Source organism: Lentzea sp. NBRC 105346, from assembly GCF_030269605.1.
Lineage (GTDB): Bacteria > Actinomycetota > Actinomycetes > Mycobacteriales > Pseudonocardiaceae > Lentzea.
In genome coordinates this window covers 119,842-140,055 of sequence record NZ_BSTQ01000012.1, presented here as the reverse complement: position 1 = coordinate 140,055, position 20,214 = coordinate 119,842, and the positions used below count along the sequence as shown (strand labels likewise).

The following is a 20,214-nucleotide window of genomic DNA, read 5'->3' as shown; positions in this document are numbered from 1 at the left end:
AGGTGAGTGTCTTGTTTCACAGCGTCACATCGGCACTCACTTCGTTGTTCGCGCGTGACCAAGAACTCGCCGCACGAATGGCCAGCAGTGCTCCCACGGCGCCGGCCCCGGCGATCGTGAGCGTGATCGACCCGAGCGCCTGCGCGACGGTCCCGCCGATCGCCATACCGCCACCCTGGCTGGCGCGAAGCGCGGTTCTGGCGATGCCGTGCGCCCTGCCCCGGTACGCATCGGGCATGACACGTCCCCATGCTGCGCGCGCAGGGGTGTGAAACGCACCAGCGAGCCCCGCGATCGTGAGCAACGCGACAGTCCACACGAGATTCGGATCGGTCGCGAAACCGATAAGCGGAACCAATGACAGAACGGCCAGCGGACCGATCAACCGGTCCCGTTGCCGGTCGTCGCGCACGAGCCGGTAGAGCAGTGCGACGCCCACGACGTTCGTCGCGGGCTCCAGCGCGAGGATCAGGCCCGACGACCACGGTGCGCCGAGTTGTACCGAGAGCGGTACCGCGAGTCCCGCCGGGACCATCGCGAACCCGGCCAGCAGCCGCAGGCCGAGCACACTGCGCAGCCGGGGCGTGCTGAAGATCAGGTGCAGAGCGTTCCGCTTCGGCCTGGTGCGTCCGGTCTCACCACGTTTCGACGCGCGCGCCAGTGGGTCCGCCGCCGGGCGGCGCTGCACCGAGACCTGCACGAGGATCGCGACGAGCACGAACGTGGCCGCGTCGATCGCGAGCGCTGCCTGCGGGCTCAGTGCCGTCACGATGAAGCCGGCCGAGGCCAGGCCGGCCATCTGCGCGACGTCCACCGAGGACCCGAAGAGCGCGACACCGTCGTTGTAGCGCTCAGGCGGGAGCGCGGACGGCAGGGTCGCCTCCTGGGCGGCGAGGAACGGTGACGCGATCATCTGCACCATGACCAGCAGGACGATCATCACCGCCAGCGGCATCTGCGGGATGGCCATCAACGTGACCAGCAGGGCCTGCAGCCACGCGCAGATCACCATCACCGCGCGTCGCGGGTAACGGTCCGCGAGCCACGCGAGCATCGGGCCGGAGACGAGGGTCGGCAGCATCGTCATCGCATAGACCGCAGCCGTCCAGGCCGGCGACTGCGTGCGGCTGAACACGAGAAGTGAGAGCGCGACCGTTGCGAGCGAGTCGCCCGCGGTGGAGACGGTCGAGGCGATCCACATACCTCGGAACTCGCGCAGCGCGAGCAGCCCGCGAAGGGCACCCTGGCTCGCTCTGCGATGAGTCACGTTACCCCCGCCCGAAGTAACTATTTCTCGGATAGCAACGGTAGAAGCTTCCGTTACGTGCAGCGTCAGTCCTACCACAGTGTGTACCTGAACGGAGCAGGTCAATTACTCAAAGTAGTTACAATAGCGAAAAGTTGAGGGGTAAATCTTAACAGTTGACGTCTATTACCCCTGGTTGATGGCCTGTAGGTCACGCAGGGTGAACGCTACGTCCGGGTGGATGTCGCCCGCTGCGCCAGGTGGATCAGCCTCGCTCGGTCAGGCCGACCAACTCGCCCTCGCAATCTTCCGATCAGTTTGCGATGAGGCGCGGAATAGTACCTAATTCCTAGAACTGGTAGTAGAGGAACGGGCTGAAGGTTCCGGCGGCCACCAAGATCGCCGAGTACGCCACTCCGGCGGTCATGAGGGTTATTCGCAAAGTGTTCGCGACCCGCGTTCGGGACGCCTCCAGGAACGGCCCGGTGACCGGTTCCGCGGGCAGAACAACGATCAGCGTCGCGAGCAGCAGCAATACGATTCGCTGGTGGGTCGCGGCGACCGCCACCGCGTCCGACAGGCCGCTGAAGTCGGGCAACAGCATGTGGCCCAGCATGGTGAAGGCACGTCCGAGGTCCGGCGCGCGGAAGAACACCCAGCCGACGAGAACCAGCAGCATCGTCGCCGCGCGGCGGATGATCATGCGCCGGCGGTCTGCCGGCGCGGTGTCCCACCCGAATCGGCGTTCCAGGACGAGCAGCGCGCCGTGGTAAAGACCCCACACGAGGAACGTCCAGTTCGCGCCGTGCCAAAAACCGGTCAGCACGAACACGATTCCGAGGTTCCGATACGTCATCCGCACGCCCCGGCGGTTACCGCCGAGCGGGATGTAGACGTAGTCGCGGAACCAGCGCGACAGCGACATGTGCCACCGGCGCCAGAACTCGGTGATGGTGACCGAGGAATAGGGGCGTGCGAAGTTCTCCGGAAGGCGGAAACCGAGCATCCGCCCGAGCCCGATCGCCATGTCCGAGTAACCGGAGAAGTCGAAGTACAGCTGCAGCGTGTACGTGATCGCGCCGAGCCAGGCGATCGACCACGTCATCTGGTCCGACGGCGTCGCGAAACACGCGTCCGCGAGCGGGGCCAGCGAGTCGGCGATGATCACCTTCTTGCACATGCCCAGCGCGAACCGCGGGAAGCCGGCCGCGATGTCGTCCAGCCGGTTCTGCCGCGGCTGCGGCAGCTGGTCCGCGATCTCGTGGTACCGCACGATCGGACCCGCGACGAGCTGCGGGAACATCGCGATGTAGGTGACGAACGAGACCGGGTCGCGCAGGGCGTGCCGCTCACCGCGGTAGATGTCCACCACGTACGAGATGTGGTGGAACGTGTAGAACGAGATGCCGATCGGCAGGGCCAGGTGCACCACCGGCAGGTCCGCGCCGACGACCGACGCGATGTTCGCGAACTGCTGCGTCGCGAACCCGGCGTACTTCCAGATCGCCAGCACCGACAGGTCGGCCGCGATCACCCCGACGAGGAGCTTCCGGCGCTGCTGGTCCGGGGTTCGACCCGGTTCGAGCCGCGGCCCGGCGAAGTAGTTCAGCACCATGCAGGCCAGCAGCAGGAACGTCGTCGCACCCGCGCCGCTCGCGTAGAAGACCAGGCTGGCCACGGCCACGACACCGTTGCGCCACGACCGTGGGGCGACCAGGACGGCCGCCAGCACGGCTGGCATGAAGAACCAGAGGAACAGCGGTGAGGTGAACGACATCGAGGTCAGACCCTAGGCGATTCGCCCGCTTGGACGAGGGCGAATCGCCTCACACGTCTTACTTGGCGGCGGCCCTGCGCCTGCGCGCGACCTCGGCGAGTACGACGCCGGCCGCGACCGACGCGTTGAGCGACTCGACGCCCGCGGCCATCGGGATGGAGACGGTCTGGTCGCAGGTCTCCTTGACCAGCCTGGACAGGCCGCGGCCCTCGGAACCGACGACGACCACCAGCGGGCCGGTCGCCAGGTCGAGGCCGTCGACGTCCACGTCGCCGTCCGCGTCGAGGCCGACGATCATCAGGCCCTCGTCGGCCCAGTCCTTCAGCGTGCGGGTCAGGTTCGTGGCGATCGCGATCGGCAGCTTCGCCGCCGTGCCCGCGGACGTCCGCCACGCCACCGCCGTCACGCTGGCGCTGCGCCGCTGGGGGAGCAGCACGCCGTGCGCGCCGAACGCGGCGGCCGAGCGCACCACGGCGCCCAGGTTGCGCGGGTCCGTGACGCCGTCGAGAGCGACGAGCAGCGGCGGCCGGCCGGACCGCAGCGCCTCCGCGAGCAGTTCGTCCGGCGACTCGTAGTCGAACGGCGGCACCTGCAGGCCGAGGCCCTGGTGCATCGCGCCGCCGGTGATCCGGTCGAGCTCGCCGCGCGCCACCTCGAGCACCGAGATACCGCGGTCCGCCGCGAGGCGCACGGCCTCGGCCACGCGGTCGTCGGCGTCGATGCCGAGCGCGACGTACAACGCCGTCGCGGGAGTGCCCGCACGCAGGCACTCGACGACGGGGTTGCGGCCCGCGACGACCTCGGGCAGCTTCTCGGCGGCCCTGCGGCGCTGCTGCTTGGCCGCGTCCTGCTTCGCGACGGCCTTGGCGCGCTTGTACGCCGGGTGGTTCGGCCGGTCGGCGGCCTTGGGGGTCGGGCCCTTGCCCTGCAGGCCCTTGGACTTCTGCCCGCCGGAGCCGACGACCGCGCCCTTCTTCGAGCCCGGATTGCGCATCGCGCCCTTGCGCTTGGAGTTGCCAGCCACGGGGTCAGTCTTCCCTCAACGTCCACTGTGGACCGTCGGGGGTGTCCTCGACGGCGATGCCCGCTTCGATGAGCTGATCGCGCAACGCGTCCGCGCGCGCGAAGTCCCGATCCTTGCGGGCCTGCTGCCGGTCGGCGAGCAGTTTCCCGACCAGCGCGGTCAACGACTGCCGCATGCCGGTGTTCGCGGGCGTGGCGTCGTTCCACTTGGGGGACAACGGATCCACGCCCAGCACGTCCGCCATCCGGCGCACGCACTCGGCCGCCTCCCGGGCGGCCTTGTCGTCGCCGTCGGCAAGTGCGGTGTTGCCCTCTCGCACCTTGTTGTGCAGCGCGGCAACGGCTTGCGGGGTGCCCAGGTCGTTGTCCATCGCCGCGACGAACTCGGGGCACATGTCGCCGCCCAGTTCGACCGGGCCGACGCGTTCCGCGGTGCGCCGCAGGAAGGACTCGATGCGCCGGTAGCCGGACACCGCGTCCTGCAACGCCTCCTCGGAGTACTCGATCATCGACCGGTAGTGCGGCGAGACGAGGTAGTACCGGAGCTCGGCCGCGCGGACGCGCTTGAGCATCTCCGGGATGGAGACGGTGTTGCCCAACGACTTCGACATCTTCTCGCCGCTGAGCGTCACCCAGGCGTTGTGCATCCAGTAGTTCGAGAAGCCGTCACCGGCCGCCCGCGACTGCGCCTGCTCGTTCTCGTGGTGCGGGAAGATCAGGTCGATGCCACCGCCGTGGATGTCGAACTGGTGCCCCAGGTACGACGTCGCCATCGCGGAGCACTCGAGGTGCCAGCCGGGCCGCCCGTCGCCCCATGGCGTCGGCCACGACGGCTCACCCGGCTTCGCGGCCTTCCACAGCGTGAAGTCGCGCGGGTCGCGCTTGCCCCTGGCGTCGGTCTCGCCCTGCTGCACGTCGTCGAGCTTCTGCCCGCTCAGCGCGCCGTACTCGGGAAAGCTCTTCACGTCGAAGTAGACGTCGCCGTTGTTGTCGTAGGCGTGACCCTTGTCGATCAGCCGCTGCATCAGCTCGACCATCTGCGTCACGTGCCCGGTCGCGCGCGGCGCGTACGACGGGGGCAGGCAGCCCAGCGCGTCGTAGGCGTCCTCGAACGCGCGCTCGTGCGTGTACGCCCACTCCCACCACGGCCGGTCGTGCTCGGCGGCCTTGGCGAGGATCTTGTCGTCGATGTCGGTGACGTTGCGGACCAGCCGCACGTCGTCGCCGTTGCGCGCCAGCCAGCGCCGCAGGACGTCGAAGTTGAGGCCGCTGCGAACGTGCCCGATGTGCGGAATGCCCTGGACGGTGGCCCCACACACGTAGATCGACGCCGTTCCGTTGACCTGCGGGTGGAACTCCCGCATGCTCCGGCTCGCCGTGTCGTAGATGTGGAGGCTCACACAGAGATGGTACGGGCGACAGCCAGTAGCGCATCCGGCCGGTCGCCGGTTGGGAGCTGCTCAACCCACTGGAACCGGCACCCGATCTGAATCGCGCCGCCGTCGGCCTCTTCGCTGTCACCGACCATGAGCGTTTCCTCGGGATTCACGCCGAGACGTTCGCAGGCGATCTTGAAGATCCGCGGGTCCGGCTTGATCATGCCCTCCTCGTAGGAGAGGACGACCTCGTCGACGCGCATGTCGTGCGCTTGGAGGATCGGGCGGATGTCGAAGCCCATGTTGCTGACGATCGCCGTGGGCACGTTCTTCAGGAGCTCGAGCGTCTCCGCGGTGTCCGGGTACGGCACCCAGAACTCAGCGCTGCACATGCGGTCGTAGAACGTCTCGTGGTCGTCGACCGCGTCCCTGAGCAACGTGTGGAACACGTAGCGGTGCTGGTCGGCGTCGAGGTCTCGCTGCTCCCACGCCGCCTTCAGCCGCGGGTCGTCGGGAGTGGTGACCGCACGCAGGACGTCCCCGAGCTCGGTGATCTCGGGGTGCTCCATGCGGAACAGCGTGCCGGAGAAGTCGAAGAGGGCGGCGCGGATCGTCACGTTTCCACGCTACATGGTCTAGACCAGGGAACGGCCGGGCGACGCGGGGAGTTCTCAGTGCATGGGCTGGTTATGGGCGGTGTCGCTGCCGGGGCTGGTGTGCCTGCTCGTGGTGCTGGCTTTTGTCGAGCTGGTCGTGCGACGCCGTCGCGGGGCGCCCGTGTCCGCCGTCGGGTTCGAGCAGCTCGGGGCCGCGTTCGAGGCGGGCAAGGCCGACGAGTTGGAGCACCGGAAGGCCGAGCTGATGTTGCGGGACGACGCGGAGGAGGGGGCGCCACCGCGCGGGCCGATCGACCTCGACGGCGGGGTGGCCCGGATCAAGCGTCCTGGGTGAGCAGCAACGCCGTGGCGATCGCGGCGATGCCCTCGCCGCGGCCCGTAAGCCCCAGCCCGTCGGACGTGGTCCCGGACACCGAGACTGGCCCGCCAACCGCTTCGGAGAGCGTCTTCTCGGCCTCTGCCCGGCGCTTGCCGATCCGGGGTGCGTTGCAGATCACGGTGACTGTGGCGTTGCCCACCCGGTAGCCCGCCTCTTCGACCAGTCGGCGCGCCTCCGTGAGAAATGCCACTCCGTGCGCCCCGGACCAGCGAGGATCGGACGTCCCGAAGATCGCGCCCAGGTCGCCGAGGCCCGCGGCGGACAGCAGGGCGTCGCACAACGCGTGTGCGGCGACGTCGCCGTCCGAGTGGCCCGCGCACCCGTCGGCGTCGTCCCAGCGCAGGCCGGCGAGCCAGCACTCGCGGCCGGGCTCGATGGGGTGGACGTCGACTCCCTGGCCGATCCTCAACGGGTTCCTCCAGACAGGACCGCCGATGCGACCGCCAGGTCGAACGGGGTGGTGATCTTCATCGCGTGCGGGTGGCCGGGGACGGTGGCGACCGGGACGCCCAGCAGCTCGACGAGCGCGGCGTCGTCGGTGGCGCTGAGACCCGACCGATAGGCGTTCTCGAGCACCCGCGCGTTGAATCCTTGTGGGGTTTGCACTATGCGAAGTACGGCACGATCGGGTGTGGCGACGACAACTCCGACCTCGTCGACCTGCTTGACCGTGTCCGCTACGGGTAGCACGGGGATGACCGCGTCGTGGCCGCTCTCAACGGCGGCGACGACGTCCCGCACGACCGAAGGAGGGGTGAACGCGCGGGCGGCGTCGTGGACGAGCACGACGCGTGTGTCCGGAATCTCAGCGAGTGCGTGAGCGAGGGCGAGCCGCACGGAATCGGTGCGCTCGGCACCCCCCGCAAGCACGTGCACCGCCCCGCCGGCCGGAGCCAGCGAGGCGGTGACGGTTCGTACTTGGTCCACATCGGACGGTGGAGCGGCGATGACCACGTGATGCACGCAACCTGAGGCGAACAGGCCACGCACCGCACGGGTGAGCAGCGGAACTCCGTCGACCGGCACCAGCGCCTTGGGCATCCCGAAACCCAGACGTTCGCCCCGGCCTGCCGCGGGCACGAGCGCGACCACACTCATGTTCGCGGTGTTTCCGTGTGGGGGTTTGTCAGGATGCGGTGGCGAGGACCTCGTCGAGGAGGACCTCGGCCTTGTCCTCGTCGGTGCCCTCGGCAAGCGCAAGTTCGCTCACCAGTATCTGCCGTGCCTTGGCCAGCATTCGCTTCTCGCCGGCGGACAAGCCTCGGTCCTTCTCACGCCGCCAGAGATCGCGCACCACTTCCGCAACCTTGTTCACATCGCCCGACGCGAGCTTCTCAAGGTTGGCCTTGTACCGCCGAGACCAGTTGGTCGGCTCCTCGGTGTGGGGAGCACGCAAGACCTCGAAAACCCGGTCGAGACCCTCTTGGCCGACAACGTCGCGGACGCCTACGATCTCGGCGTTGTCAGCGGGAACCCGAACGGTGAGATCTCCCTGCGCGACTTTGAGGACGAGGTACTTCTTCTCCTCGCCCTTGATCACGCGGGTCTCGATTGCTTCGATGAGAGCGGCACCGTGGTGCGGGTAGACGACGGTCTCTCCGACCTTGAAAACCATGTGTCCTCTGCCCCTTTCGCTGACTCCATCCTAACACGTCCGGCAATCCCCCGATGCCCGGCCGATGATCCGTTAGTGCTGGTCAGGGCCCTTTGGGGGGTTGACAAAACGCCCGTTCGCGTGCAACGTACGGGGCATCGAAGATCGACTGGTACCACGTGCCATGCCCTTCCGAGCCCCCGGTTAGGCTTCTCGCCTGGTGGTTGTTCCCTAGGAAGGACGCTGGAGCCGTGAACTCAAAGGTGTCTCGCCGGTTGGTCGCGACGGTGGCATTGGCCACCGGTCTCGGTCTGTTCGCGGCCGGCTGCAGCGCCGGTCAGGTGACCCAGACCGACACCCAGGTCGCCGCGGTCGACGGTGCGAGCGGCGACGTCGGCAAGGTCGGCGTCCGCAACGCGATGCTCGCGTACCCGCACGAGGGCAACCGCTACCAGGCGGGTGAGGACGCCCCGCTGGTCGTCGTGATCGTCAACAGCGGTGAGAACCCGGACAAGCTGCTGTCGATCAGCAGCCCGTTCGCCACCGGCGACTTCGCGATCGAGGGCGACACCGAGCTGCCCGCCCGGTTCTCGCTGCAGGCCGGTTCCGAGGGCGCCGAGGCGCACGCGACCGGGTCCAGCACGCCGCACCCGACGTCCTCCTCGTCGGCCGCGCACTCGTCGTCCACGCAGCCGAGCGTGACGGGCACGAGCACGCCGTCGTCGACCTCCTCCGTGGCGCCCTCCAGCGGCGCGCCGTCGGGCTCCAGCTCGGTGAAGCCGACCTCGTCGTCGAAGGCGCCGGAGCTGCCGATCGGCAAGATCAAGATCATGGTGAAGGGCCTGGTGCAGGAGGTCGTGGCGGGTCAGACGATCCGCGTCACGTTCCTCTTCGAGAAGGCGGGCCCGCTCACCCTCGACGTCCCGGTCGCGCCCTCCACGGAGGAGCGCAAGTCCGAGGGCCACACCGAGGGCCACTGACCCCATCGCTAGTGCCCTGAAGGGCACCCTCACGGCATTTAACGCCCTGAGGGTGCCCTTCACGGCACTTTCAGGGAGTGTCAGACCCGTGATCTAACGTTTCCCGCGTGGCGAAGAACGCGGCTAGGCCGATCTTCCGGTGTTCCGAGTGCGGGCACGATGTGGCCAAGTGGCTCGGCCGCTGCCCCGAGTGCCAGGCCTGGGGCAGCATCGAGGAACGCGGCGTCGCCGCGGCCGCCCGCATCGTGGCCGGCGCACCGAGCACGACCGCCCGGCCCATCGGCCAGGTCGACATCGAGTCGGCCCGCGCGAACCCCACGGGCGTCGGCGAGCTCGACCGGGTGCTCGGCGGCGGGCTCGTGCCTGGTGCCGTGGTGCTGCTCGCCGGAGAGCCGGGCGTCGGCAAGTCGACATTGCTGCTCGAGGTCGCGCACAAGTGGGCCGAGAAGGTGGGCCGCTGCCTGTACGTGACGGGTGAGGAGTCCGCCGGCCAGGTGCGGCTGCGTGCCGAGCGGACCGGCAACCTGCACGACGAGATGTACCTGGCCGCCGAGAGTGAGCTGTCCGCGCTCCTGGGGCAGGTCGACGCGGTGAAGCCGTCGATGCTGATCGTCGACTCCATCCAGACCATGTCCACGCTGAGCGTCGACGGCACGCCCGGCGGCGTGACGCAGGTGCGGACCGTCGCCGCCGGGCTCATCGCGCTGGCGAAGGAACGCGGGCTGCCCATCGTCCTCGTCGGACACGTGACCAAGGACGGATCGGTCGCGGGGCCGCGGGTGCTGGAGCACCTGGTGGACGTGGTGCTGCAGTTCGAGGGCGACCGGCACTCCAGCCTGCGGCTGCTGCGGGGGATCAAGAACCGCTACGGCGCCGCGGACGAGGTCGGCTGCTTCGAACTGCGCGACGACGGGATCATCGGCGTACCGGACCCCTCAGGGCTGTTTCTGACCCGCCGGGAGAAGGCAGTCGAAGGCACGGCCGTCACCGTGGCCGTCGAGGGCAAGCGGCCGATGCTCGGCGAGGTGCAGGCGCTCGTCGCGAAGACGAACCTGCCCGCACCCCGGCGCGCGGTCAGCGGACTGGACTCCGCCCGGATCTCGATGGCGCTCGCCGTGCTGGAGAAGCGCGGCCGCGTGAACCTCTTCCAGAAGGACGTGTTCACCGCGACCGTCGGCGGCATGCGGCTCATCGAGCCGGCCGCCGACCTGGCCGTGGTGCTCGCGGTGGCGTCCGCCGAACGCGAGGTGGCGTTGCCCGCGGACCTCGTGGTGCTCGGCGAGGTGGGCCTCGCCGGTGAGATCCGGCGGGTCAACGGGGTCGGTCGCAGGCTGGCGGAGGCCGTGCGCCTCGGGTTCAAGAAGGCGCTCGTGCCGCCGGACGCGGGGCCGTTGCCGGACGGTGTGCGCGCACTCGTCGCGCACGACCTGTTCACCGCGCTGGATGTGCTGGGGCTGAACAAGAAATGAATCAGCCCATGAAGATCGACGACGTCTTGTTGTCGAACTGAAAATCAGCCAGATTCGCGACGTCACCGGTCACGACGAGCTTCTCGCCCTTGCAGTTGCGGTCGGACCACAACGTGATCGGGCCGCCGTTCACCTGCAGCGAGGTGGCCATGTTGTCCTGCGACACGTTCTGACAGCCCTTGCCCGCAAGGCCCTCGGCGACGGCGTCACCTGCGAAGTTCGCCTCGTCGATCAGGATCACGCTGGTGTTCTTCGGGGCGGCGGCTGCGGTTCCCGAAACGACGGCGAAAGCGGTCATACCAATGGCGATGGCGGCAAGCGTCTTCTTCATGAGTAATTCCTCGCTGGTGTATTCCGATTCGGTCGCTGGATACACGCAGTGGAATCGAGGGCGGATCAACGAGGTGATCCGGATCACCTTTGCTGCTTGTTACATTTGCCGGGGCCGAAAGGGATTCGGCCCCCGGCAAACGCATTACTGCGAAAGCAGCTGTGCGCACCTGATCAGGCCGAGGTGCGAGTACGCCTGCGGGTGGTTGCCGAGCGAGCGTTCGGCGACCGGGTCGTACTCCTCGGGCAGCAGGCCGGTCGGGCCCGCGGCGTCGACCATCTGCGCGAAGAGCTCCTCGGCCTCGGTCCGGCGCCCGGTGAGCAGGTACGACTCGATCATCCAGGCGGCGCACAGGTGGAAGCCGCCCTCGTCGCCCGGCAGGCCGTCGTCACGCCGGTACCGGTAGACCGTGCAGCCGGAGCGCAGCTCGGCCTCGATCGCCGTGACCGTGGACTGGAACCGCTCATCCGTCGGGTCGATCAGGCCGGTCAGGCCGACGAACAGCGACGCCGCGTCGAGGTCGTCACCGTCGTAGGCGGTGGTGAACGACTGGACCTCGTCGGACCAGCCGTTCTTGAGCACGTCGTTGGCGATGGTGTCGCGCAACGGCTCCCAGGACGGCTCCAGGGCCCGCCCGAACTGCTTGCCCAGCTTGATCGCGCGGTCGATCGTCACCCAGCACATGACCTTGGAGTACACGTGGTGGCGCGGCGCGTGGCGCTCTTCCCAGATGCCGTGGTCGGGCTCGTGCCAGCGGCGCGCGACGGCCTCGGCCATCGCCTGGACCATCTTCCAGTCGGCGTCGGTCAGCGTGCCGCGGGCGTTGGCCAGCGACACCACGAGATCGACGACCGGGCCGAACACGTCGAGCTGGACCTGCTGGTTGGCCAGGTTACCGACGCGGACCGGCCGCGAGCCCGCGTAGCCCGGCAGCGTGTCGATCACGGCCTCGGCGCCGAGCATGGTGCCGTGCAACGTGTACAGCGGGTGCAGCCGCTCCGGGCCGGGCAGCGTGGCGAGCACGCCGTGGATCCAGCCGAGGAACGCTTCGGCCTCGGCGTAGGAGCCGACCGACACCAGGGCCTGGGCGGTCAGCGCGCCGTCGCGCAGCCAGCAGTAGCGGTAGTCCCAGTTGCGGATGCCGCCGAGCTCCTCGGGCAGCGACGTGGTCGCCGCGGCCATGATCGAACCCGACGGCGCGTGCACGAGACCCTTGAGCGTCAACGCCGACCGCGACACCAGGTCCGTCTGGACCGGCGGCAGCTTCAGCGTCTGCGCCCAGTCCGACCAGTACGTGCCCGCGCGCTCGCGGCGCTCGGTCTCGCTGATCGGGTGCTCGGACAGGTCGTCCGTGCCGCAGCGCAGCTCCAGCAGCACCGGCGCGCCCTCACGGGGCCGCACGACGGCGCGGGCGGTCTCCTGCACACCGTCCGAGGTGATCTCCCAGTCCACGCCGGGTGCGCGCAGCACCATCGGCTCGGACGTGCCGACGACCCGCAGGCCCTCGCGTTCGCGCAGCAGCCGGACCGGCACCTGGCCGAACTCCGGGCGCGGCGCGAACGTGATCACCGCGTTGGTCGAGCCCGAGATGCGGCGCACCAGGTCCGTGCGGTGCTGCGCGAGGTCGTGCTCCAGGTAGTCGGTGACCAGCAGCCGCGACCAGCGCGTCTCGACGATCATCGTGCCGGGCAGGTAGCGCTGGCCCAGCGGCAGCGAGCCGTGCTCCGGCTTGATCGAGAAGTGGCCGGCGGCCGGGCCGCCGAGCAGGTCCGCGAAGATCGCCGCGGAGTCCGGCTCCGGGTGGCACAGCCAGTTGACCTTGGCGTCCGGAGTGACCAGCGCGACCGACCGCTCGTTGGCGAGCATGGTCAGCCGCTCGATCGGGACGGCCTGGTCGCCGTGCAGCCAGTTGCGCCGCTCCTCGAGCAGGAACGCGAGCACGGTGGCGACGTCGGTGGTGTCCTCGACGGTGTACTGCGCCAGCGACTCGCCCGCGCCCACGCGGATGCCGACGTCCGGGCCGGTCAGCCGGGCGAACGCCTTCTCGTCGGTGACGTCGTCGCCGAGGAACACCGCGGCGGTCGCGCCGACCTGGTGGCGCAGCACGTCCAGCGCGTGACCCTTGTCGGTCTGCACGACGGCGAGCTCGACGACGGCCTTGCCCTCGGTGACCTGCACGCCGTCCCACGTGCACGGGCCGGACCGCACCCGGTCCAGCACCATCACACCGGTCTCCGGCGCCGCGCGGCGCACGTGCACCGCGACGCTGGCGGGCTTCACCTCGAGGTGCACGCCCTCGTGGCCGTCGACGATCGTCTCCAGCTCCGCCTCGATGCGGCGCAGCAACGACTTCGCGTTCGCGTCCAGCGCGTGCACGAAGCCGACGTCGAACTCCGAGCCGTGTGAGCCGACGAGGTGCACCTCACCCGGCAGCCGGGACAGCATCGCCAGGTCGCGCAGCGCACGGCCGGAGATCACCGCGCTGGTCGTCTCGTGCAGTCCCGCGAGCGAACGCAGGGCGCCGACGGACTCCGGGAGCGGGCGGGCCTGCTCCGGGTCCTCCACGATCGGCGCCAATGTCCCGTCGTAGTCGCATGCCACGAGCAGTCGGGGCGTCCGGGCCAGTTGAACGATGGCTCGGCGCAGGTCGGCGGGGAGGGCCTCGGCGGTCAACGCCCCTCCTCAAGCACTCGATGGGACAAGGGGTTTCCGAACTCTTCTCAGCCGGTCGGCTGCGCGCCCAGTGCCTCGAGGAAAGACCTCGCCCAGCGGTCGACGTCGTGAGTGAGGACTTGTCGGCGCAGCGCGCGCATCCTACGGCGGCCTTCTGCTGGATCGATGTCGAGGGCCGCTTGCAGAGCGTTCTTGACACCATCCAGATCGTGGGGGTTCACCAGGAACGCACTGGTCAGCTCGGCGGCGGCACCGGCGAACTCGCTGAGCACCAACGCGCCACCAAGATCATATCGGCACGCCACGTACTCCTTGCAGACCAGGTTCATCCCGTCCCGCACCGGAGTCACCACCATCACGTCCGCGGAGCTCATGAACGCCACGAGCTCCTCGCGGTCGACGGACTGGTGGAGGTAGTGCACCACCGGTTTGCCGACGCGCCCGAACTCACCGTTGATCCGCCCGACCGACCGCTCGATGTCCTCGCGCATCGCCTTGTAGTGGTCGACCCGCTCGCGTGACGGTGTCGCGAGCTGGACCATCGCGACCTCTTCCGGGTCGATCCTCCCGTCGGCGAGCAACTCGTACAAGGCCCGAAGCCGCACGTCGATGCCCTTGGTGTAGTCGAGCCGGTCGACGCCGAGCAGGATCGCCTTCGGGTTGCCGAGGTCGGCCCGGATCTGCCGCGCACGTTGCTGCACGTCCTTGCGCCGGGCCACCGCGTCGAGCCCGGCCGAGTCGATCGAGATCGGGAACGCGCCGACGCGGACCGTGCGGTCGCCGACCTGCACGACACCGGGCCGCGTGCGCACGCCGACGCTGCCGCGGCTGGGTTCGAGGCCGACGAGCCGCCGGGCCAGCCAGAGGAAGTTCTGGGCGCCGCCGGGCCGGTGGAAGCCGATCAGGTCCGCGCCGAGCAGGCCGCGGATGATCTCGGTGCGCCACGGCAGCTGCATGTACAGCTCGACCGGCGGGAACGGGATGTGCAGGAAGAAGCCGATCCGCAGGTCCGGGCGCAGCTCGCGCAGCATCGCCGGGACGAGCTGCAGCTGGTAGTCCTGCACCCACACCGTGGCGCCCTGTGCCGCGACCTTCGCGGTGGCGTCGGCGAACCGCTGGTTGACCCGCTTGTACGCGTTCCACCAGTGCCGATGGAACGCCGGCTGCGCGACGACGTCGTGGTAGAGCGGCCAGAGCGTCCCGTTGGAGAAGCCCTCGTAGTAGTCGCGCACCTCGTCGGAGCTCAGCGACACGGGATGCAGCAGCAGCCCGTCGTCCTCGAACGGGTCGACGTCGGTGTCCGACACGCCGGGCCAGCCGACCCAGGCGCCACTGTGTGAGCGCAAGAACGGTTCCAGCGCGCTGACCAGGCCTCCCGGACTGTGCTTCCAGCGTTCTGTGCCGTCTGGCAGACGTTCCAGGTCAACCGGCAGCCGGTTGGCCACGACTACGAATTCCGCCCCGTTCTCGCCAATGTCGGTGCTCACTTCACCGAGGCTAACGGGGCCGCGTGACCTCGGCGTGCTGTGTTGTTGTCGCCATCACAACAGGTTCACTCCAAGCGACGACGCGTTGGCCGAAGTGGACCGGACATTCGTGGACCTGCGAACTTGCGCTCCAGCCGGCCCAGCCCGGTTCGCACGGGCTGGGCGAGGTACTCGCCGAGCACGACGCCACCGGCCAGCGCCAGGGCGATGCCGCTCGCGAACACCAGCGTGGACAGACCCGCCGGGTCGTTCTCGGCGGTGAGCTGGAACAGGCCCCGATAGGTCGTCCAGCCGGGCAGCAGCGGCACCATGCCGGAGAACGCCACCACCAGCGTCGGGATGCGCAGCCGGCGCGACATCGTGGCGCCGCCGAACCCGACGACGGTCGCCGCCACGGCACTGCCCAGCAGCGCGTCCAGCCCCAGCGACGTGACCAGCCCGTACGCGCCGGTGCCGACCGCGCCCGCGATGCCCGCGACCAGCACCGCGCGCGGTTTGGCGTAGCAGGCGAGCGCGAAGCACGCCGACGTCGCCGCGCCCGCCGCGATCTGCATCGGCACCGCGCTGATCAACGGCGGCAACGGGTCGGTGAGCGTGATCTCCAGACCGAAGTGGACGGCCGTGCGCAGCGCGAGCGCGACGCCCGCGATGAGACCGGCACTGAGCAGCACCGTCTCGACCGTGCGTCCCGCGGCCGTGACGTTGTACCCGGAGATCGCGTCCTGCACCGTGCTGACCAGCGCGAGCCCGGACAGCAGCACCACGATCCCGACCGCCACGAGCAGGCTCGGCCGGATCGCCGGGAGCAGATGCGTCGCGTGCACGGCGAGCGCGGCTCCGGTCGCGAGCGCGCCGCCGATGAGCTGCTGGAAGAAGAACGGCAGCGCGCGGCGGTTGAGCAGGCGCCCGACCCGGTCGATCAACGCCGTGACCACGCCCGCGGTGATCGCCACCGCGTACCCGCCACCGACGAGGAACGCGACCGCCGCCGCCATCCCCGCGTAGGCCGCCGTCGCGACCCAGCGCGGATACGGGTGCGGCGCGGTGGTGACGCGGTCGAGCTCCTTGAAGGCGTCCTCGGCGCTGATCTCGTTGCTCGTGATGTTGCGGACGAGCTGCTCGACGTCGGCGAGCCGGGTGTAGTCGAGGCTGCGCTGGCGCACCACGCGCAGCGCGGTGACGGGCGGCCGGTCGGTGCCGCGATGGCAGCTCACGCTGATCGAGGTGTAGATCACGTCGACCTCGGTGTGGGGAAGCCCATAGGCCGTCGTGACGGCGAGAATCGTGGCCGTGACGTCCGCGGCGCCGGCACCGCTGGACATCTGCACCTCACCGATGCGCAGTGCGAGGTCGAGTACGAGATGGACGGTCGGATCGTCGGGCAACGCCGGGCCGTGCAAGTGGTTCGCGGAAATTCAGGACACCTCCCTAGAGTGATCGTGTTGCTCCGCCCGACTGTTGCTGTGGCATCGGCCACCTCCGAACGGGGTACCCGAAAAGGGCGACATGATCACTGTCCGTTGGTTACGCTCCTGACCTGGTCAGGGACTGACGTGACACAGGTTGATCCACTCAGTTGGCTGGTGCGACTCCAACCGGAGCAATCCGATCACACTGAGAGCAGACCGTTCGTCGCAGGTAGCACCCGCATCGGGCGCTTACGATGTCTCCGGCCAACGGGCCAGGCCGGCATAGCTCAATTGGCAGAGCACTCGCCTTGTAAGCGAAAGGTTAGGGGTTCGATTCCCCTTGCCGGCTCTCTGCGGACAAGGGTTCGCCCAGGTGGGCGGGCCCTTGTCTTGTTTGGACGTGACGCGTGGTCACGTTTTCCGGACCAGTCCGGTGAAGCCTGCGACGCCACAGCGTTGCGAACGACCACCCCAGGATCTGGATCACCCATCCGCCCGCCGTGTACCGCTGGCCGGTTCCGGAGTCAGCGAACTCGCATCCGGGTGGTCCGCGGAGTTCCCGGGAAGCATGGACGGCTCCGGATAGGACAGTCCGTTCATCGCGGGCCGTATCTCAGTTGGGCGTGACATCGTGTGCGCATGTCCTACCTCGCGGATAGCGCGCGCTACGACTCGATGTCCTACCGGCGATGCGGTCGCAGCGGCCTGAAGCTGCCGGCGATCTCGCTGGGGCTGTGGCACAACTTCGGTGGGGACCGGCCGTACGAGCTGGGCCGGTCCATCGCGCGCCGGGCGTTCGACCTCGGCGTCACGCACTTCGACCTGGCCAACAACTACGGCCCGCCGTACGGGTCCGCGGAGATCACCTTCGGGCAGATCCTGAAGGACGACCTCGGCCGGTACCGCGACGAGCTGCTGATCTCCACCAAGGCGGGGTACGACATGTGGCCCGGCCCGTACGGCGAGTGGGGCTCGCGCAAGTACCTGCTGGCGTCGCTCGACCAGTCGCTGACGCGCATGGGCCTGGACTACGTCGACATCTTCTACTCGCACCGCTTCGACCCCGACACGCCGCTCGAGGAGACGGTGGGCGCGCTGGTCAGCGCGGTGCAGCAGGGCAAGGCACTCTACGTCGGCATCTCGTCCTACAGCGCCGCCAAGACCCGCGAGGCGGCCGAGCTGCTGCGCAGCGCCGGGGTGCCGCTGCTGATCCACCAGCCGTCGTACTCGATGCTGAACCGCTGGATCGAGCCGGACCTGCTGGACGCGCTCGAGGAGGTCGGCGCGGGCTGCATCGCGTTCTCGCCGCTGGCGCAGGGCATGCTGACCGACCGCTACCTCCACGGCATCCCGGCCGATTCCCGTGCGGCACAGGGCAAGTCGCTGTCTCCCGATCTGCTCAGCGACGAGAACCTGGGGCGGATCCGGGCGCTGAACGAGATCGCGAAGGGGCGCGGTCAGTCGCTGGCGCAGCTCGCCCTCACGTGGACGGTCCGCGACCCGCGGGTCACGTCGGCGTTGATCGGCGCGTCCAGCGTGAACCAGCTGGAGCAGAACATCGCCGCGCTCGACGCGCCGCCGTTGACCGACGACGAGATCGCCGAGATCGACAAGCACGCGGTCGAGTCCGGCATCGACCTGTGGGCAACCTCCTCCCAGGCGGACTAGCGAACGTGACGTTTGGGGACCTCTATGTCCCCAAACGTCACGTTCGCTAGTCGCTAGAGCCGCCGGGGGAGGCGGATGGTGAAGGTGGTGGAGCCTGGGGTGCTGGTCAGCTCGATCGTGCCGCCGTGGGCGTGGACCAGTGACTCGACGACCGCGAGCCCCAGTCCGCTGCCTCCGCGCTGGCGCGTGCGCGAGTCGTCGACCCGGTAGAAGCGGTCGAAGATCCGCGTCTGGTCCTCGCGCGGGATGCCGGGGCCGTCGTCGCGGACCCGGATGACCACCTCGGACTGGGCGCTGTTGTCGACCTCCAGCACGATCGCGGTGCCCGCCGGGGTGTGCACCGCGACGTTGGTGAGCAGGTTGTCCAGCACCTGCCGCAGCCGCGCCGGGTCGGCCCGCAACAGCGCCGTGTCGGCGTCCAGCGTCAGCGGGTTGCCGGGATGTGCGGCGCGGTAGGCGTCCGCGGCGGCCTCGGCCACCGGCGCGAGATCCATCTCCTCCAGGCGCAGCGACGGCTCGGACTCGGCCGAGTCCAGCCTCGCCAGCAGCAACAGGTCGTCCAGCAGCACGCTCATCCGGGCGGCCTCGCTGCGCAGCTTCTCCAGGTGCCGCTCCCGCTCGGCGGGCTCGTTGGCCGCGGCGTAGCGGAACAGGTCGGCGTACCCGCGCAACGAGGTCAGCGGCGTGCGCAGCTCGTGCGAGGCGTCGGCGATGAACCGGCGCAGCCGTTGCTCGGCCATGGTCCGCGCGGCCAGCGACGAGTCGATGTGCTCGAGCATCGTGTTGAACGCGGTCCGCAGCTCCTCGATCTCCGTGCCACCGCCGCGGCTGTCGTCGCGTACGGGCAACCGGGCGGAGTCGGTGAGGTCGTGCGAGGTGATGTGGTGCGCGGTGTCGGCCATGTCGCTCAACGGCCGCAGACCCCGGCGCAGCACGGCCTGTCCGCCGACGACCAACGTGATCAGCGCGGCGAGGAACGCGATGATCTCGACGGTCATCAGCTGCGCGACGGTGCTGTCCTGGTCGCCCACGGGAGCCGCGCTGACCAGCACTCGGGTGGGCGAGACGGCGCAGCCGCGGGCCCGGAACTTGCCGTCACCGCGCAGGTAGACGCTCTCGTAGTAGTCGGCCTTCAACGCCTGGAGCGCGACACCGTCCAGCTCCTGCACGTCGTGCGGGATCTCGCCGGACCGGCCGGTGATCCGGTCGCCGTCCATCTTGTAGACGACCGAGTACCAGCCGACCGGGACCTTCGTGACCTGGTCGTAGTTGCGCACGTCCTCGGCGGCGGTCTGCTGCGCCATGCGCATCTGCTCGTCGAGGCGGTCGTCCAGGTACGTGCGCATGCTGGTGACCATGACCGTGCCGATGATCGCGAACACCACCAGTGCGAGCGCGCCCAGCCCCAGTAGCAGCCGAGTCCCCAGCCGCAGGTGGCGGCCGCATTTCACTCCGCGGCCCGCCTGAGGACATAGCCCACCCCGCGCACGGTGTGGATCAACGGCTCACGGCCGTCGTCGAGCTTGCGGCGCAGGTGTGAGATGACCAACTCCACCACGTTGGACCGTCCTCCGAAGTCGTACTCCCAGACATGATCCAGGATCTGCGCCTTCGTCAGCACGGCGGGGGAACGGCGCATCAGGTACCTGAGCAGCTCGTACTCGGTCGGTGTCAACGTCACGAGCTTGCCGCCGCGACGGACCTCGCGGGTGTCCTCGTCCATCACCAGGTCCGCGACCTTCAACACCGAGCGCTTCCACGACGGGCCGGTCGAGCGGCGCAGCACGGCGCGCAGCCGTGCCATCAGCTCCTCGACGGAGAACGGTTTGACCAGGTAGTCGTCACCGCCGCGGGTCAGGCCGGCGACGCGGTCGGCGGTGCCGTCGCGCGCGGTCAGGAACACCACGGGAACCATCGCGCCCGCGGCGCGCAGCCGGTCGAGAACCGTGAAGCCGTCGAGGTCGGGGAGCATCAGGTCGAGCACGACGATGTCCGGCTGGAACTCGCTCGCCTCGCGGAGCGCCTCCTCGCCGCTGCCCGCCGTCGCGGCCTGCCAGCCCTCGTACCGCGCCACCGTCGCGACCAGGTCCGCGATGTGCGGTTCGTCGTCGACCACGAGCAATCGAACCGAGTTCCCCTTGTCCACGTGCTCATGGTGCGACAGGCGGGGGGCACCCCGCTCTAT

The 20,214-nt window shown here is 69.2% G+C and carries 18 protein-coding genes and 1 tRNA gene; 5 read left to right on the top strand and 14 right to left on the bottom strand.

Features of this window, described 5'->3' with window-relative positions:
* Positions 1 to 16 precede the first annotated feature (16 nt).
* The 5 genes from QSK35_RS25020 to QSK35_RS25000 form a co-directional block, all read right to left on the bottom strand.
* Positions 17 to 1,267, bottom strand: coding sequence for an MFS transporter (locus tag QSK35_RS25020; RefSeq protein WP_285749914.1), 1,251 nt, complete (start codon positions 1,265 to 1,267; stop codon positions 17 to 19).
* A gap of 328 nt (positions 1,268 to 1,595) precedes the next feature.
* Positions 1,596 to 3,023 carry an MBOAT family O-acyltransferase gene (locus tag QSK35_RS25015; protein ID WP_285749913.1) on the bottom strand — a complete coding sequence of 476 codons (1,428 nt, stop codon included), beginning with the start codon at positions 3,021 to 3,023 and terminating at the stop codon, positions 1,596 to 1,598.
* Positions 3,024 to 3,081: 58 nt separating this feature from the next.
* A complete protein-coding gene (gene rlmB / locus QSK35_RS25010) occupies positions 3,082 to 4,047 on the bottom strand; it encodes a 23S rRNA (guanosine(2251)-2'-O)-methyltransferase RlmB (protein WP_285749912.1) in 966 nt (321 codons plus the stop codon).
* Between the two features lie 4 nt (positions 4,048 to 4,051).
* The gene (gene cysS, locus QSK35_RS25005) at positions 4,052 to 5,446 is read right to left on the bottom strand and encodes a cysteine--tRNA ligase (protein ID WP_285749911.1); all 1,395 of its coding nucleotides are present in this window, start codon (positions 5,444 to 5,446) and stop codon (positions 4,052 to 4,054) included.
* On the bottom strand, positions 5,443 to 6,039 hold the full coding sequence (locus QSK35_RS25000) for an HAD family hydrolase (RefSeq protein WP_285749910.1): 597 nt from the start codon (positions 6,037 to 6,039) through the stop codon (positions 5,443 to 5,445). Before QSK35_RS25000 ends, cysS begins: the two co-directional genes overlap by 4 nt.
* 61 nt (positions 6,040 to 6,100) lie before the next feature.
* Between QSK35_RS25000 and QSK35_RS24995 the strand changes: the two genes are divergently transcribed.
* Positions 6,101 to 6,373, top strand: coding sequence for a DUF6191 domain-containing protein (locus tag QSK35_RS24995; RefSeq protein WP_285749909.1), 273 nt, complete (start codon positions 6,101 to 6,103; stop codon positions 6,371 to 6,373).
* Here QSK35_RS24995 and ispF read toward each other — a convergent pair.
* From ispF to QSK35_RS24980, 3 genes are read right to left on the bottom strand one after another with little or no spacing between them, the layout of a single operon-like run.
* On the bottom strand, positions 6,357 to 6,827 hold the full coding sequence (ispF, locus tag QSK35_RS24990; protein WP_285749908.1) for a 2-C-methyl-D-erythritol 2,4-cyclodiphosphate synthase: 471 nt from the start codon (positions 6,825 to 6,827) through the stop codon (positions 6,357 to 6,359). The two genes, QSK35_RS24995 and ispF, sit on opposite strands and share 17 nt — an antisense overlap.
* Complete coding sequence (ispD, locus tag QSK35_RS24985) at positions 6,824 to 7,516, bottom strand: 2-C-methyl-D-erythritol 4-phosphate cytidylyltransferase (protein WP_285749907.1); 693 nt, start codon at positions 7,514 to 7,516, stop codon at positions 6,824 to 6,826. Before ispD ends, ispF begins: the two co-directional genes overlap by 4 nt.
* A gap of 28 nt (positions 7,517 to 7,544) precedes the next feature.
* On the bottom strand, positions 7,545 to 8,033 hold the full coding sequence (locus QSK35_RS24980; RefSeq protein ID WP_065915127.1) for a CarD family transcriptional regulator: 489 nt from the start codon (positions 8,031 to 8,033) through the stop codon (positions 7,545 to 7,547).
* Positions 8,034 to 8,263: 230 nt separating this feature from the next.
* Between QSK35_RS24980 and QSK35_RS24975 the strand changes: the two genes are divergently transcribed.
* Entirely contained in the window at positions 8,264 to 8,992 is a 729-nt protein-coding gene (locus tag QSK35_RS24975) for a copper chaperone PCu(A)C (RefSeq protein WP_285749906.1), read from the top strand.
* A 107-nt stretch (positions 8,993 to 9,099) separates the two neighbouring features.
* Positions 9,100 to 10,461 (top strand): DNA repair protein RadA, encoded by a 1,362-nt coding sequence (radA, locus tag QSK35_RS24970; RefSeq protein ID WP_285749905.1) that lies wholly within the window; start codon positions 9,100 to 9,102, stop codon positions 10,459 to 10,461.
* Between the two features lies 1 nt (position 10,462).
* Here the strand turns inward: radA and QSK35_RS24965 are convergent, their stop codons facing one another.
* The 4 genes from QSK35_RS24965 to QSK35_RS24950 form a co-directional block, all read right to left on the bottom strand.
* Positions 10,463 to 10,879, bottom strand: a complete 417-nt coding sequence (locus QSK35_RS24965; RefSeq protein WP_285749904.1) for a beta/gamma crystallin family protein — start codon at positions 10,877 to 10,879, stop codon at positions 10,463 to 10,465.
* Between the two features lie 57 nt (positions 10,880 to 10,936).
* A complete protein-coding gene (gene otsB / locus QSK35_RS24960; RefSeq protein ID WP_285749903.1) occupies positions 10,937 to 13,465 on the bottom strand; it encodes a trehalose-phosphatase in 2,529 nt (842 codons plus the stop codon).
* A gap of 47 nt (positions 13,466 to 13,512) precedes the next feature.
* Positions 13,513 to 14,952 (bottom strand): alpha,alpha-trehalose-phosphate synthase (UDP-forming), encoded by a 1,440-nt coding sequence (locus QSK35_RS24955; protein ID WP_285749902.1) that lies wholly within the window; start codon positions 14,950 to 14,952, stop codon positions 13,513 to 13,515.
* A gap of 65 nt (positions 14,953 to 15,017) precedes the next feature.
* The gene (locus QSK35_RS24950) at positions 15,018 to 16,367 is read right to left on the bottom strand and encodes a threonine/serine exporter family protein (RefSeq protein WP_285750065.1); all 1,350 of its coding nucleotides are present in this window, start codon (positions 16,365 to 16,367) and stop codon (positions 15,018 to 15,020) included.
* 270 nt (positions 16,368 to 16,637) lie between these two features.
* Here QSK35_RS24950 and QSK35_RS24945 point away from each other — a divergent pair.
* Both QSK35_RS24945 and mgrA read left to right on the top strand, forming a co-directional pair.
* Positions 16,638 to 16,710 (top strand) — tRNA-Thr (locus QSK35_RS24945).
* 290 nt (positions 16,711 to 17,000) lie between these two features.
* On the top strand, positions 17,001 to 18,029 hold the full coding sequence (gene mgrA / locus QSK35_RS24940) for an L-glyceraldehyde 3-phosphate reductase (protein WP_285749901.1): 1,029 nt from the start codon (positions 17,001 to 17,003) through the stop codon (positions 18,027 to 18,029).
* Between the two features lie 53 nt (positions 18,030 to 18,082).
* Here the strand turns inward: mgrA and QSK35_RS24935 are convergent, their stop codons facing one another.
* On the bottom strand, positions 18,083 to 19,480 hold the full coding sequence (locus tag QSK35_RS24935; protein ID WP_285749900.1) for a sensor histidine kinase: 1,398 nt from the start codon (positions 19,478 to 19,480) through the stop codon (positions 18,083 to 18,085).
* Positions 19,477 to 20,175 carry a response regulator transcription factor gene (locus tag QSK35_RS24930; RefSeq protein ID WP_285749899.1) on the bottom strand — a complete coding sequence of 233 codons (699 nt, stop codon included), beginning with the start codon at positions 20,173 to 20,175 and terminating at the stop codon, positions 19,477 to 19,479. The genes QSK35_RS24935 and QSK35_RS24930 overlap by 4 nt, the downstream gene beginning before the upstream one ends.
* Between the last annotated feature and the right edge of the window lie 39 nt (positions 20,176 to 20,214).